This window comes from Klebsiella sp. JN_Kp121 (genome assembly GCF_040062145.1).
In the GTDB taxonomy this organism is placed as follows: Bacteria; Pseudomonadota; Gammaproteobacteria; order Enterobacterales; family Enterobacteriaceae; genus Klebsiella; species Klebsiella aerogenes.
The window spans coordinates 280603-293607 of the sequence record NZ_JBEAHX010000008.1 but is presented as its reverse complement, the minus strand read 5'-3'; the positions used below and the strand labels follow the sequence as shown (position 1 = coordinate 293607).

The 13005-nt window shown below is 55.0% G+C and carries 15 protein-coding genes; 8 read left to right on the top strand and 7 right to left on the bottom strand.

Annotated features, from left to right (window positions below; translation table 11 throughout):
* Positions 1-275: 275 nt before the first annotated feature.
* A complete protein-coding gene (gene gmhB / locus ABLU86_RS14365) occupies positions 276-842 on the bottom strand; it encodes a D-glycero-beta-D-manno-heptose 1,7-bisphosphate 7-phosphatase (RefSeq protein WP_262853091.1) in 567 nt (188 codons plus the stop codon).
* Positions 843-1030: 188 nt separating this feature from the next.
* Between gmhB and metN the strand changes: the two genes are divergently transcribed.
* The 6 genes from metN to proS all read left to right on the top strand — a co-directional run bounded on the left by metN (position 1031) and on the right by proS (position 6617).
* On the top strand, positions 1031-2062 hold the full coding sequence (gene metN, locus ABLU86_RS14360; protein WP_032709919.1) for a methionine ABC transporter ATP-binding protein MetN: 1032 nt from the start codon (positions 1031-1033) through the stop codon (positions 2060-2062).
* Positions 2055-2708 (top strand): methionine ABC transporter permease MetI, encoded by a 654-nt coding sequence (locus tag ABLU86_RS14355; RefSeq protein WP_015368137.1) that lies wholly within the window; start codon positions 2055-2057, stop codon positions 2706-2708. The genes metN and ABLU86_RS14355 overlap by 8 nt, the downstream gene beginning before the upstream one ends.
* 43 nt (positions 2709-2751) lie before the next feature.
* Positions 2752-3567 (top strand): methionine ABC transporter substrate-binding lipoprotein MetQ, encoded by an 816-nt coding sequence (gene metQ / locus ABLU86_RS14350; RefSeq protein WP_015368138.1) that lies wholly within the window; start codon positions 2752-2754, stop codon positions 3565-3567.
* A gap of 108 nt (positions 3568-3675) precedes the next feature.
* Positions 3676-4083, top strand: coding sequence for an Rcs stress response system protein RcsF (gene rcsF, locus ABLU86_RS14345; protein ID WP_015704458.1), 408 nt, complete (start codon positions 3676-3678; stop codon positions 4081-4083).
* The gene (gene tsaA, locus ABLU86_RS14340; protein ID WP_142689477.1) at positions 4080-4787 is read left to right on the top strand and encodes a tRNA (N6-threonylcarbamoyladenosine(37)-N6)-methyltransferase TrmO; all 708 of its coding nucleotides are present in this window, start codon (positions 4080-4082) and stop codon (positions 4785-4787) included. Before rcsF ends, tsaA begins: the two co-directional genes overlap by 4 nt.
* Positions 4788-4898: 111 nt before the next feature.
* Positions 4899-6617, top strand: a complete 1719-nt coding sequence (gene proS, locus ABLU86_RS14335) for a proline--tRNA ligase (protein WP_126338388.1) — start codon at positions 4899-4901, stop codon at positions 6615-6617.
* Positions 6618-6679: 62 nt separating this feature from the next.
* Here the strand turns inward: proS and nlpE are convergent, their stop codons facing one another.
* Genes nlpE through ABLU86_RS14320 form a run of 3 tightly spaced genes read right to left on the bottom strand, consistent with a single transcriptional unit; the run spans position 6680 to position 8376 of the window.
* Positions 6680-7378: an envelope stress response activation lipoprotein NlpE gene (nlpE, locus tag ABLU86_RS14330; RefSeq protein ID WP_015704456.1), complete on the bottom strand. Its 699-nt coding sequence runs from the start codon at positions 7376-7378 to the stop codon at positions 6680-6682.
* A gap of 42 nt (positions 7379-7420) precedes the next feature.
* Positions 7421-7834, bottom strand: coding sequence for an alternative ribosome rescue aminoacyl-tRNA hydrolase ArfB (gene arfB / locus ABLU86_RS14325; RefSeq protein WP_015368143.1), 414 nt, complete (start codon positions 7832-7834; stop codon positions 7421-7423).
* The gene (locus ABLU86_RS14320; RefSeq protein ID WP_015368144.1) at positions 7831-8376 is read right to left on the bottom strand and encodes a YaeQ family protein; all 546 of its coding nucleotides are present in this window, start codon (positions 8374-8376) and stop codon (positions 7831-7833) included. The genes arfB and ABLU86_RS14320 overlap by 4 nt, the downstream gene beginning before the upstream one ends.
* A gap of 196 nt (positions 8377-8572) precedes the next feature.
* On the opposite strand from ABLU86_RS14320, the gene ABLU86_RS14315 reads away from it, so the two are divergent.
* Positions 8573-8773, top strand: a complete 201-nt coding sequence (locus tag ABLU86_RS14315) for a YaeP family protein (protein ID WP_015368145.1) — start codon at positions 8573-8575, stop codon at positions 8771-8773.
* A complete protein-coding gene (gene rof, locus ABLU86_RS14310; protein ID WP_015368146.1) occupies positions 8760-9020 on the top strand; it encodes a Rho-binding antiterminator in 261 nt (86 codons plus the stop codon). Before ABLU86_RS14315 ends, rof begins: the two co-directional genes overlap by 14 nt.
* Before the next feature lie 15 nt (positions 9021-9035).
* Here the strand turns inward: rof and tilS are convergent, their stop codons facing one another.
* From tilS to ABLU86_RS14295, 3 genes are all read right to left on the bottom strand, one after another.
* On the bottom strand, positions 9036-10337 hold the full coding sequence (gene tilS, locus ABLU86_RS14305; RefSeq protein ID WP_142689476.1) for a tRNA lysidine(34) synthetase TilS: 1302 nt from the start codon (positions 10335-10337) through the stop codon (positions 9036-9038).
* Positions 10338-10405: 68 nt separating this feature from the next.
* Entirely contained in the window at positions 10406-10795 is a 390-nt protein-coding gene (locus ABLU86_RS14300) for a VOC family protein (RefSeq protein ID WP_015704453.1), read from the bottom strand.
* A gap of 62 nt (positions 10796-10857) precedes the next feature.
* A complete protein-coding gene (locus tag ABLU86_RS14295; RefSeq protein WP_142689475.1) occupies positions 10858-12996 on the bottom strand; it encodes a lysine decarboxylase LdcC in 2139 nt (712 codons plus the stop codon).
* Positions 12997-13005: the final 9 nt, after the last annotated feature.

Sequence of the window (13005 nt, the reverse complement as noted above, 5' to 3'; positions counted from 1 at the left end):
ATGTCACTTTGAGTGCCCACACAGATTGTCTGATAAATTGTTAAAGAGCAGTTGCGACGCGCTTTAGCGCTCTGTCGCGAGGTGGCGTATATTACGCTTTCCTCTTTCAGAGTCAACCCTGAATTTCAGAATTTTTCTCTTCAACCGAACCGGCTGTTTGTGTGAAGTGATTCACATCCGCCGTGTCGATGGAGGCGCATTATAGGGAGCCCGCCGGGAATGACAAGCGGAAAAATACATTTTTATTTCAACCGCTCATCTTTTATACGTAACGCTTATTTTTGCTGCTTTTTAATAGCCGCAGGCAGGTCCGCCAGGCTATTTAGCACCCAATCCGCTGCGCTTTCCGCTTCTTCGGTAACCGCCTTACCGGTACGCACCAGCACTTTCGTTCCGACATTCGCCGCTGCAGCCGCCTGCATGTCTTCGAGTTTATCACCCACCATATAAGAAGCGGCCATATCAATATGCAGGAAATCGCGTGCGGAAATGAGCATCCCCGGATGCGGCTTACGGCAATCGCAGGTCTGGCGGAACTCTTCAACGCTCCCCTGCGGGTGATGCGGACAATAATAGATACCGTCGAGATCCACGCCGCGGTCTGCCAGCGACCAATCCATCCATTCGGTGAGGGTCTCAAATTGCGCTTCCGTGAATTTACCGCGCGCGATACCTGACTGGTTGGTCACCAGCACTAACGCAAATCCCATTGCCTTTAGTTCACGCATGGCATCAATGACGCCGTCGATAAACTCAAAGCTGTCGATTTCGTGGACGTAACCATGATCGATATTAATCGTGCCGTCACGGTCGAGAAAAATTGCGGGTACAGACTTTGCCACCGGTTTGCTCCTGATAAAGGCTAATGCCGTTAGTATCGCATGTTTCGGCATGCAAGAAAGTGCTCATTATAAAGAGTCAGATTGATTTAGACGTCTGGATGCCTTAACATCCATTTCATTGACAGGCATCGCCTGCACACGGCAGAAGAAAATGCCACGGCAAACGGCTAAACGATAATAAATAACTGATGATTAAACTTTCGAATATTACCAAAGTGTTCCAGCAGGGGAACCGCACCATACAGGCGCTGAACAATGTCAGCCTGCATGTCCCTGCCGGGCAAATTTACGGCGTGATCGGCGCTTCCGGCGCAGGTAAAAGTACGCTGATTCGCTGCGTTAACCTGCTGGAACGCCCAACCGAAGGCAGCGTGCAGGTAGATAACCAGGAACTCACCGCGCTGACTGAAAAAGAACTGACTCGCGCGCGCCGTCAGATTGGCATGATCTTCCAGCACTTTAATCTGCTCGCTTCACGTACCGTTTTCGGCAACGTGGCGCTGCCGCTTGAGCTGGATAACACACCGCCGGCGGAAATCAAACGCCGTGTTAATGAACTGCTTGACCTGGTTGGTCTTGGCGATAAGCATGACAGCTATCCGGCAAACCTCTCCGGCGGCCAGAAACAGCGTGTGGCGATTGCCCGCGCGCTGGCCAGCAATCCAAAGGTGCTGCTGTGCGATGAAGCCACCAGCGCGCTGGACCCGGCAACGACCCGTTCGATCCTCGAACTGCTGAAAGACATTAACCGTCGTCTGGGGCTGACCATTCTGTTGATCACCCATGAAATGGACGTAGTTAAACGTATCTGCGACTGTGTGGCGGTCATTAGCAATGGTCAACTGATCGAGCAGGACACCGTGAGCGAAGTCTTCTCCCATCCTAAGACGCCGCTCGCCCAACAGTTCATTCAATCTACCCTGCATCTGGATATTCCGGATGACTATCAGGCGCGCCTGAAGCCCACGCCGCTGCCTGACAGCGTGCCGATGCTGCGTATGGAGTTTACCGGCCATTCCGTCGATGCGCCGCTGCTGTCGGAAACCGCCCGCCGCTTTAATGTGAATAACAACATTATTAGCGCGCAGATGGATTACGCCGGCGGAGTGAAGTTCGGCATCATGCTGACCGAAATGCACGGTACACAGGAAGATACCCAGGCGGCGATCGCCTGGCTGCAGGAACATCATGTAAAAGTAGAGGTACTGGGATATGTCTGAACCAATGATCTGGCTGCTGGTTCGCGGCGTGTGGGAAACGCTGGCTATGACGTTTGTCTCCGGCTTCTTTGGCTTTGTGCTCGGCCTGCCGGTCGGCGTACTGCTGTACGTTACCCGTCCGGGGCAGATTGCCGCCAGCGCCCGGCTGTATCGTACGCTATCGGCGCTGGTTAATATCTTCCGCTCGATTCCATTTATTATTCTGCTGGTGTGGATGATTCCATTTACCCGCGTGATCGTCGGTACCTCTATCGGCCTGCAGGCAGCAATTGTGCCATTAACGGTTGGCGCCGCGCCGTTTATCGCACGTATGGTGGAAAACGCGCTGTTGGAGATCCCGACCGGGCTTATCGAAGCCTCACGCGCGATGGGCGCAACGCCGATGCAGATCGTGCGTAAAGTCCTGCTCCCTGAAGCGCTGCCGGGTCTGGTGAACGCCGCCACCATTACGCTCATCACCCTGGTGGGTTATTCCGCAATGGGCGGTGCGGTCGGTGCCGGTGGTCTGGGTCAGATTGGCTATCAGTACGGCTACATCGGCTATAACGCGACGGTAATGAACACCGTACTGGTATTGCTGGTTATTCTGGTTTATTTAATTCAATTCTCTGGCGATCGTATCGTCCGGGCTGTGACTCACAAATAACGTTATTGACACACAACACTAATTCTTACAGGAAGGAAATAACATGGCCTTTAATTTCAAAACCTTTGCGGCAGTTGGCGCATTAATCGGTTCTCTGGCTCTGGTGGGTTGCGGTCAGGATGAAAAAGATCCTAACCATATTAAAGTCGGCGTGATCGTCGGTGCGGAACAGCAGGTTGCTGAAGTCGCGCAGAAAGTGGCAAAAGAGAAGTATGGCCTTGACGTTGAGCTGGTGACCTTCAACGACTACGTGTTGCCGAACGAAGCGCTGAGCAAAGGCGACATCGACGTTAACGCCTTCCAGCACAAACCGTATCTCGACCAGCAGATTAAAGACCGTGGTTATAAGCTGGTTTCCGTCGGCAACACCTTCGTCTATCCGATTGCAGGCTACTCGAAGAAAATCAAATCTCTGGACGAACTGCAGCCGGGCTCACAGATTGCCGTACCGAACGATCCGACCAACCTCGGCCGTTCCCTGCTGCTGCTACAGCAAGTGGGTCTGATTAAACTGAAAGAAGGCGTAGGTCTGCTGCCGACGTCTCTGGATGTGGTTGAGAACCCGAAAAACCTGAAGATCGTTGAGCTGGAAGCACCGCAGCTGCCGCGTTCTCTGGACGACGCGCAGATCGCTCTGGCAGTCATCAACACCACCTACGCCAGCCAGATTGGCCTGACGCCGGCGAAAGACGGTATCTTCGTTGAAGACAAAAACTCGCCGTACGTAAACCTGATCGTCGCCCGCGAAGATAATAAAGACGCGGAAAATGTTAAGAAATTTGTTCAGGCTTACCAAAGCGATGAAGTTTACGAAGCCGCTAACAAAATCTTTAACGGCGGCGCAGTGAAAGGCTGGTAATCTGCTTTCAGCGTAATATCATTCAGGGCGGGCTTTATGCCCGTCTTGTCATTTTTGCAAGCACCTGATTCAATAGCGCCCTGTTTTATAATTCATTGAGGAAATACTATGCGTGCTTTACCGGTCTGTTTGTTAGCACTCATGTTAAGCGGTTGTTCTATGCTAAGCAGATCCCCCGTTGAGCCTGTTAAAAGCACCGCAACCACGCCAGTCCAGACGGAAACGGCTAAACCAAAAGTCTCACGTCCCGCGCCGGTCAGAATCTATACCGATGCCGCCGCGCTGGTTGGGAAACCCTTCCGCGATCTGGGTGAAGTGAGCGGCGAATCATGCCAGGCTTCAAACCAGGACTCCCCACCGAACATCCCGACCGCCCGTAAACGCATGCAAATCAACGCGGCCAAAATGAAGGCCAACGCCGTGCTGCTGCACAGCTGCGAAGTGACCAGCGGTACGCCAGGCTGCTACCGTCAGGCCGTTTGCCTGGGTTCAGCGCTTAACGTCTCGGCGCAATGAGTGCATTTCAGTTCGCGCAAATAGGCGTCATCCGCTCGCCGTATAAAGAGAAGTTTGCCGTTCCTCGCCAGCCTGGTCTGGTTGAACACGGCGGCGGAGAACTTCATCTGCTCGCGCCCTATAACCAGGCTGACGCCGTGCGTGGACTGGAAAACTTCAGCCATCTGTGGGTGCTGTTCGTCTTTCATCAGACCATGGCTGGCGGCTGGCGCCCGACCGTGCGCCCTCCCCGCCTTGGCGGCAACGCGCGCATGGGCGTCTTCGCGACCCGCTCGACATTTCGCCCCAACCCTATCGGCATGTCGCTGGTTGAACTGAAAGGCGTTCGCTGCCAGAAGGATCAGGTAATACTGGAACTTGGCAGCCTCGATCTCGTTGACGGCACGCCGGTGGTTGATATCAAACCTTATCTTCCCTTTGCCGAAGCCCTGCCTGATGCCAGCGCCAGCTATGCGCAACAGGCGCCGCAGGCAGGCATGAATGTCAGCTTTACGCCAGAAATAGAAGCACAGTTACTGACGCTGGAAAAACGCTACCCGCATATCAAAGCGTTTATCCATGAAGTACTGGCGCAGGATCCGCGTCCGGCTTATCGCAAAGAGGAAGAAGCAGGGAAAACCTACGCCGTCTGGTTGCTCGATTTCAACGTGCGCTGGCGGGTAATCCCCTCCGGTTTTGAAGTCTTTTCTCTCGAACCGCGCTAATTTTATTTTCCTCTCTTTTGGCATCTTTGCCACACTGGTAAACTAAACCACTTTTTTGTTTCAGGCTGGCTCTCCAGCCTGTTCCGATCGTCCAAATGGAACCGTAACAACATGCGTACTAGCCAATATCTGCTCTCCACTCTGAAGGAGACACCTGCCGACGCCGAAGTCATCAGCCATCAGCTGATGCTGCGCGCCGGGATGATCCGCAAGCTGGCCTCAGGGTTGTACACCTGGCTGCCGACCGGCGTGCGCGTTCTGAAAAAAGTCGAGAACATCGTGCGTGAAGAGATGAACAACGCCGGTGCTATCGAGGTGTTAATGCCGGTAGTTCAGCCTTCTGAACTGTGGCAGGAGAGCGGTCGCTGGGAGCAATATGGCCCTGAGTTGCTGCGCATTGCCGATCGTGGCGATCGCCCATTCGTCCTCGGGCCGACTCACGAAGAGGTCATTACTGACCTGATTCGCAATGAGCTGAACTCGTACAAACAGCTGCCGCTGAACTTTTATCAGATTCAGACCAAGTTCCGCGATGAAGTTCGCCCGCGTTTTGGCGTGATGCGCTCCCGTGAGTTCCTGATGAAAGATGCTTACTCTTTCCATACCTCTCAGGAATCGCTGCAGGAAACCTACGATGCGATGTATACCGCTTACAGCAAAATCTTCAGCCGTATGGGGCTGGATTTCCGCGCGGTACAGGCTGACACCGGTTCGATCGGCGGTAGCGCTTCCCATGAGTTCCAGGTACTGGCGCAGAGCGGCGAAGATGACGTGATCTTCTCTGACAGCTCCGACTACGCGGCGAACATTGAGTTTGCCGAAGCCGTCGCGCCGAAAGAGCCGCGCGCAGCCGCGACGCAAGAAATGACGCTGGTAGACACGCCGAACGCGAAAACCATCGCCGAGCTGGTTGAGCAGTTCAATCTGCCAATCGAAAAAACCGTTAAGACCCTGCTGGTGAAAGCGGTAGAAGATAGCAGCTACCCGCTGGTCGCCCTGCTGGTACGCGGCGATCACGAACTCAACGAAGTAAAAGCGGAAAAACTGCCGCAGGTCGCCAGCCCGCTGACCTTCGCCAGCGAAGAAGAGATCCGCGCTATCGTTAACGCCGGCCCGGGTTCTCTCGGTCCGGTAAACATGCCGATTCCGGTGGTTATCGACCGTACCGTCGCGGCCATGAGCGATTTCGCCGCCGGCGCCAACATTGATGGCAAACACTATTTCGGCATTAACTGGGATCGCGATGTCGCGACTCCGGAAGTTGCTGATATTCGTAATGTCGTTGCCGGCGATCCGAGCCCGGATGGTAAAGGTACTCTGCTTATCAAGCGTGGTATCGAAGTGGGACACATCTTCCAGTTAGGCACCAAGTACTCGCAGGCGATGAATGCCGCGGTACAGGGTGAAGACGGCCGCAACCAGGTCCTGACCATGGGCTGCTACGGTATTGGGGTGACCCGCGTGGTGGCCGCCGCTATTGAGCAGAACTTTGACGATCGCGGCATTATCTGGCCGGACGCCATCGCGCCGTTCCAGGTCGCTATTTTGCCGATGAACATGCACAAGTCCTATCGCGTGCAGGAGCTGGCAGAGAAGCTCTACGCCGAGCTGCGCGCACATGGCATCGACGTGCTGATGGACGACCGTAAAGAGCGTCCTGGCGTGATGTTCGCCGATATGGAGCTGATCGGCATCCCGCACACCATCGTGCTGGGCGACCGTAACCTCGATAACGATGATATCGAATACAAACATCGTCGCAACGGCGAGAAGCAGCTGATTAAGACCGGGAATATCGTGAACTACCTGGTGCAGCAAATTAAGGGTTAATTTCCCCTTAAAAGCTAAAAGGCCTCGCAATAGCGAGGCCTTTTTTATAGCAACTGCAAGAATTAATTACCGCAGTCTTTACCCGGAATAAATTTGCTGTCTTTATCCGTCATTAGCGTTTTCATCATCTCGCCGGTATCGGGATTCGCTTCGAGGGTAAAGTGCCCTTCAACCACCAGCAATACCGGACGAGTATCGGTCCCGCGCGCTGCCGCGTAATCACGTTCAAGCTGGGCGTTATTGGCAACCGCCACCGTTTTACCAGTGACGCAATCGGTAAAGGTTGCCGCATCCGCCATATAGAAATACATCCCGCGCATCGCCATCGGCGTTGTCGGCAGGCTGGCCTTCACCGACTCCAGCGTATAGTTAAGCGCAGAGTTAATCGGGTTGCCGTCGCGATCGAGCATCTCAAGCTTATCGCCTTTCGCCCGATAGTAAGATTTCTCGCCTTTACTGTTGGTCAGCACTAGCTTATCAGCGGTACGCGCCCAGGTGCCATACGAAGCGAAAGATGACGGCTCGCGGCTAACGCCCTGATAACGTTCGTTCATTACCCAGGTGCCATCTTTCTCAAGAAATAACGAAGTCTCAATCCCTTCGCAATCCGCGCAAGGCAAAATACCGCGCCAGCTTTGCTGCATCGGCTTCAGCTCTTCCATTGCCGTCGGCTGTACCGTCTCCACCTCAGCGCGATGGTTACAGCCAAACAGCGCAAAGAGCGAACAGGCCGCTGCGAGCGAAAATACAATTTTCTTCACTGTGAATTCCTTATAATCCATTCCACCCGTCCGCCATGCCGCTCAATGGCGAACTTTCCCACGCAGCGCTTTGACTGAGGACTTTTGTGCCTTGGAGGCAAGTCGTCGCTCTTTTGACGCCCGAGTCGGTCGCGTCTCCCGGCGGCTTTTTTGCACTGCGGTTAATTCTTTTATTAACGCAACCAGCCGCGAGATCGCCGCTTCGCGGTTCATCTCCTGGCTGCGATATTCCTGAGCCTTAATGATAACCACACCGTCAGCAGAAATTAAGTGGTGACTGGCGGCAAGCAGGCGCTCTTTATAAAACTCCGGCAGGCTCGATGCTTTAATATCAAAACGTAAGTGAATCGCCGTCGAAGCCTTATTCACGTGCTGACCGCCCGCCCCCTGTGCGCGGACCCCGGTAAGCGAAATCTCCTCATCCGGGATGGAAACGCTGCGGCTAATCATGATCATGCCGGCTGCTGCCAGGCCGTTAAATGAATTTCCAGATTATTCCGATCGTCAGATAACCAGATGCCGCCGTCCTGCAGGGTTGCCTGCAGCGTCATGGTGCGATCGGCAAAAGCGCTCAGCTGCGCCAGTTGCGCATCATCAAGATACCAGATGGTCAGCTTCGGATACGCCGCAAGCTTATTCTGATTCTGCTGCCACCAGATTTCAGCCGCCCGGCTATTATAGGCGAATAGCGCCACCTCCTGCGCCCGCGAGCAGGCTTTCTTGAGGCGCTTCTCGTCCGGCAGCCCCAGCTCAATCCACAGATCGATGCCCAAATGGTCGTTTAACTGCCATAGCTCCGGTTCATCATCCGAGGACAACCCGCGGGTGAACTGCAGGCGCTCGTTGGCATATTTTATCCACGCCAGCAGGCGCAGCATCATACGCTCCTGGGTTTCGGAAGGATGTTGCGCCAGCGTCAGGTTAGCATCCAGAAACTGGTTGCGATCCAAATCGGCAACGTTAACCACAGCTTTATAAATCGTCGCTTTCAGCGCCATGAATAAACTCCTGAAAAAAATGGCATACATTGTAGCGAAACTAGCGACAAAAGGCTGTCGTCAATCGCGGGTCCTCCTTTCATCCTGCTGATATTGCTTAGATGACTATGGTATAGTCACCTTGCTAAACAGAGTTTATCTTCGTAGGCTTAAACTTGCATCCCACGGTTAAGTCAGAACGCTGACAGGAGGGCATGTGGATCAATATTGTGAGTTAATACGCAAGCGGTATGCGGAAATAGCCAGCGGAGACTTAGGGTATATCCCGGATGCGCTGGGCTGCGTGTTGAAAGTATTAAATGAGGTTGCGGCGGATCAGGCCCTTTCGGAGTCAGTCAGGGAAAAGGCCGCTTATGCGGCAGCAAACTTATTGGTGAGCGATTATGTCAATGAATGATACTTATCAACCCATTAACTGCGATGATTATGACAACCTCGAGCTTGCCTGCCAGCATCACCTGGTGCTGGCGCTGGCCCTGAAAGATGGTGAACAGCTGCAGGCCAAAGCAAACGATCTTATCTCGCGTAAAAATGTCGAGTATCTGGTGGTAGAACTTGGCGGTAACGTCCGTGAGCTACGTCTGGATAAAATCGCCAGTTTCAGCCATCCTGAAATCGGCACCGTGGTGGTCAGCGAATCCTGAAGCCCATCGGGCGGCTTAGCCGCCCGTTTTCCGCCATACCAGCTGTAACCCCTCGCCTTCCTGTACTTGCCCCTCTCTGGTGACAAACAGCCCATCGGCCGCCGCGATCAACGTTTCGCCATAAAACAATAGTGGCGTGGTATCGCGACGCCAGGGCGCGACCGCCATTTCCTGCCAGATTTTCTTAAGCTTACGCCCGCCCGGACGCCCGACGATGTGCAGATTACCGCTGGCGCGAAAACGTATCGTTACCGGTTCATCCGCGCGTGGCGCGCGTAGCGGCCCACCGGGCTGCAACGCCAGTTCTCCCAGCGTTTCCGGTAGTGTCAGCGCTTTAGTCGCATCACCCCATGGTATTTCCCGTTCCGTCAGGCTTGCCAGATGCTTTACCCAAAACAGGCGCTGCTGGTAGCGCCGGACGGCAAAACCGCCTAACCGCAGACAAGGCGCGGCGTCTTCACGCGCCAGCGCCACTTCCTGCCAGATGCGCTCCGGCATTTCGCGCGACGGCATCGGCGCCTGTTGGGATGCCAGCCAGCGGCGCAACAGCGCCGCACGACGCGGCGCGCTCATCGCGCTCAGCGGTTCTATCGCCAGCGAACCACGCTCATCAACCAGCGCGGCAAGCTCCGCCGACAGCATTTCATCAAGCAACTGTTCCTGTTCGCCACATAAGCTGGCACTGCGGGCGACAGCATCGGCAAAATGCGGCCAGCGCTCGCTCAGCAGCGGCAGTACTCGCAGGCGCAGAAAGTTGCGATCGTAGGCATCGTCCTGATTACTTTCGTCTTCAATCCACCGCAGTTGATGAGTCAGCGCCCATTGATGCAGGGATTCACGGCTCTCATTGAGCAGCGGACGTAGCAATTTTCCGCCAGCGAACTCGCTACTGGCGGCCATCGCCGACAAGCCGGTCGGGCCGCTACCGCGCTTAAGCGCCAGCAGGAAGGTCTCGCATTGGTCGTCGAGATGTTGTGCCGTCAATAACGCCTCGCCTGGCAGCAGCGCCTCACGGAAAGCCTGATAGCGCGCCTGGCGAGCATGCGCTTCGATCCCCAATCCCTCATCCGCCAGCGTCACGCGCACCACCTGTAACGGTACCTGCCATTGCTGGCAAATCTGTTCGCAATGCTCAACCCAATGGTCAGCGTTGGCGCTCAGGCCGTGGTGAATGTGAATCGCGCGCAGCTGAATCGCTGGCTCGCGCTGGCGCCAGCGTACCAGCCGGTGCAGCAGGACGGTTGAGTCCAGGCCGCCGCTGAAGGCCAGCAGAAACTGACGATGTGGTCGAAGCGATGAGGCAATATCCGGCGTCATGATCGTGCTTACGCAGCTAAGAAGAGATAGCCCGGCACGTTACGCGCCAGGGCTGGTTCTGGCAAGTATTACTGTTGGTAAATCTCCAGCGGCAGGCCGTCGGGATCGTTGAAGAAGGTGAAACGCTTATCGGTAAACGGATCGATGCGGATAGCTTCACAGGCGACGCCATGCGCCTGCAAATGCGCAACCGCGGCATCAATATCGTCGACGCTAAACGCCAGGTGGCGCAGACCACAGGCTTCCGGACGGCTTGGGCGCGCAGGAGGGAACGGGAACGAAAACAGCTCGATAACGTACTCGCCGTTCAGCGCCAGGTCGCCCTTCCATGAATCACGCTCGGCGCGGTAGAACTCGCTCTGCAGCGTAAACCCGAGGATGTCGCAATAGAACGCTTTGCTCTTCGCGTAGTCTGTCGCGATGATGGCAATATGGTGAACTCGTTTTAAACCCAGCATGGTTGTTCTCCTCCTGTTGAAGCCCAACACGTTACTCGCGCCGCCCGCCGCCGCGCAAGCCCCTAATTATTTTTTAAGACTCGTACACGGTAGACGCCGTCTTCATCGCGTTTGGCCCCGTGGATGTCGGTTTCAAAACCTGGGTAGTGGCGACCGATCGAACAGAGCATCAACAGGAAGTCGAGCACCGCGCGGCTCTCTTCGGTGATCATCTCCCCCGGCATCAGCAGCGGCACGCCAGGCGGATACGGCAGGATCATGTTTGCCGAAATACGCCCCACCAGATTCTCCAGTTCGATGGTTTCGACTTCGCCCTTAATCTGCCGCTGCCAGGCCTGATGCGGGGTCATTTTCATCTCCGGCAGCACGTCGAACGCCCGCAGCATCAGCTGTGAGAGCTGATGCTGACGGATCAGGCGGTGGATCCCCTGCGCCAAATCCTGGATGCGCATATTGCGGTAGAAGTCAGGATCCTCAGCATAGAGATCCGGCAACATATTTTTCACCCTCAGGTTGAGATCGTAGGCGCGTTTAAACTCGGTCAGACCGCGCAGCAGGCCCATCGCCCGGGTTTTATCGATACCGATACTGAACAAGAACAGCAGATTGTACGGTCCGGTTTTCTCCACCACCACGCCGCGCTCATCGAGGAATTTGGCCACCAGCGCCGCCGGGATCCCCTCCTCCGCCATATTGCCCTGTTCATCCATACCCGGCGTGAGAATGGTGACTTTGACCGGGTCGAGGAACATATGGTCGGCATCGGCATCCTGGAATCCGTGCCACGCTTCTCCTGGGGAAACTGGCCAGCATTGCGCTTCGTCGACCTCCTCCGGTTGCCAGATATCAAAGAACCAGCCGTCGGCCTCCTCACGCAAGCGCTGCACCTCCTTACGGAAATGTAGCGCGCGTTCGATAGAGCGCTGAATCAGGCGTTTTCCGGAGTTGCCGCGCAGCATCGCCGCTGCGGTTTCTATCGAGGCGACGATCGGATAGCTCGGTGAGGTAGAGGTATGCATCATAAAGGCTTCATTGAAGGTATCTTCATCGTAGCTGCCTTTAATATGGATCAACGAAGCCTGCGACAACGCCGCCAGCATTTTATGCGTCGACTGGGTTTCGAAGATCACTTTCCCCGGTACGCGATCGCCGCTCATGCCGCTTTTCCCCTGATAAATCGGGTGAAAGTGGGTATAAGGCACCCAGGCGGAATCGAAGTGGATCGACGGCACGTCAAGGGTCTGTTTAATCCAGGTGGTGTTATACAACAGCCCGTCATAGGTGGAGTTGGTGATCACCGCATGCACCGGCCACTGCGCGCCGCGAGTTGTCTCTACTTTGCGCTGGACGCTGTCGCGGGTAAATTCCCGTTTCGGAATGCCGCCGAGGATCCCCAGCGCGTTACGCGTCGGTTTTAGCCATAGCGGCACGATATCGCTCATCATCAGCAGATGCGCCAGCGATTTATGACAGTTACGATCGATAAGCAGCGTACTGCCGGCAGGCGCCGTATACATGCCGACAATTTTATTTGAAGTCGAGGTACCGTTGGTCACCATGTAGCTCTGCTCGGCGCCAAAGGCGCGAGCGATATACTCTTCCGCTTCCAGATGCGGGCCGGTATGGTCCAGCAGCGACCCCAGTTCGGTAACAGAGATAGAAACATCGGCTTTCAGCGTATTACCGCCGAAGAAATCATAAAACAGGCAGCCGACCGGGCTTTTCTGATAGGCGGTTCCCGCCATGTGTCCGGGTGTACAAAAGGTATATTTCCCCTCCTGCACATAATTAAACAACGCTTTGGTAAATGGCGGCGTGATGTTGTCCAGATACTCATTGGTATACTGGCGAATACGGGTAGCGATATCTTCCGCCAGACCCAGCGCATATTCGAAGAACCACAACGCCATCCGCAGGTCCTGGCTACTGACGTCCATCGTCGAGTGCGTATTGATAAAAGCATACAGCGGGAGATATTCGTTCAGGCGATTGATATCGCTGCATAAATCAACGCTGTACTCGTCCCAGTCGAAGATCACGCCGCAGATACGCGGGTTGTGCTCGATAAACTGCAGCAGGTCGGCGCTGTTTTGCGGCCAGATAGTCTGGAATCCTTGCTTCTGCAGAGCGGCTTCCAGCTCTTTGATCGGTTCGTCTTTATGGTAGACGCCGTGGGGCCCCATGATGGCGATGATATTCACGCTTTCCTC

What these genes read in the sequence shown, in the direction of transcription:
- ABLU86_RS14300 (WP_015704453.1), bottom strand. Translation starts at nt 10,795, where the DNA reads ATGCTGGGTTTAAAACGAGTTCACCATATTGCCATCATCGCGACAGAC.
- rof (WP_015368146.1), top strand. Translation starts at nt 8,760, where the DNA reads ATGTCAATGAATGATACTTATCAACCCATTAACTGCGATGATTATGAC.
- arfB (WP_015368143.1), bottom strand. Translation starts at nt 7,834, where the DNA reads ATGATCATGATTAGCCGCAGCGTTTCCATCCCGGATGAGGAGATTTCG.
- tsaA (WP_142689477.1), top strand. Translation starts at nt 4,080, where the DNA reads ATGAGTGCATTTCAGTTCGCGCAAATAGGCGTCATCCGCTCGCCGTAT.
- ABLU86_RS14355 (WP_015368137.1), top strand. Translation starts at nt 2,055, where the DNA reads ATGTCTGAACCAATGATCTGGCTGCTGGTTCGCGGCGTGTGGGAAACG.
- tilS (WP_142689476.1), bottom strand. Translation starts at nt 10,337, where the DNA reads ATGACGCCGGATATTGCCTCATCGCTTCGACCACATCGTCAGTTTCTG.
- metN (WP_032709919.1), top strand. Translation starts at nt 1,031, where the DNA reads ATGATTAAACTTTCGAATATTACCAAAGTGTTCCAGCAGGGGAACCGC.
- proS (WP_126338388.1), top strand. Translation starts at nt 4,899, where the DNA reads ATGCGTACTAGCCAATATCTGCTCTCCACTCTGAAGGAGACACCTGCC.
- rcsF (WP_015704458.1), top strand. Translation starts at nt 3,676, where the DNA reads ATGCGTGCTTTACCGGTCTGTTTGTTAGCACTCATGTTAAGCGGTTGT.
- ABLU86_RS14320 (WP_015368144.1), bottom strand. Translation starts at nt 8,376, where the DNA reads ATGGCGCTGAAAGCGACGATTTATAAAGCTGTGGTTAACGTTGCCGAT.
- metQ (WP_015368138.1), top strand. Translation starts at nt 2,752, where the DNA reads ATGGCCTTTAATTTCAAAACCTTTGCGGCAGTTGGCGCATTAATCGGT.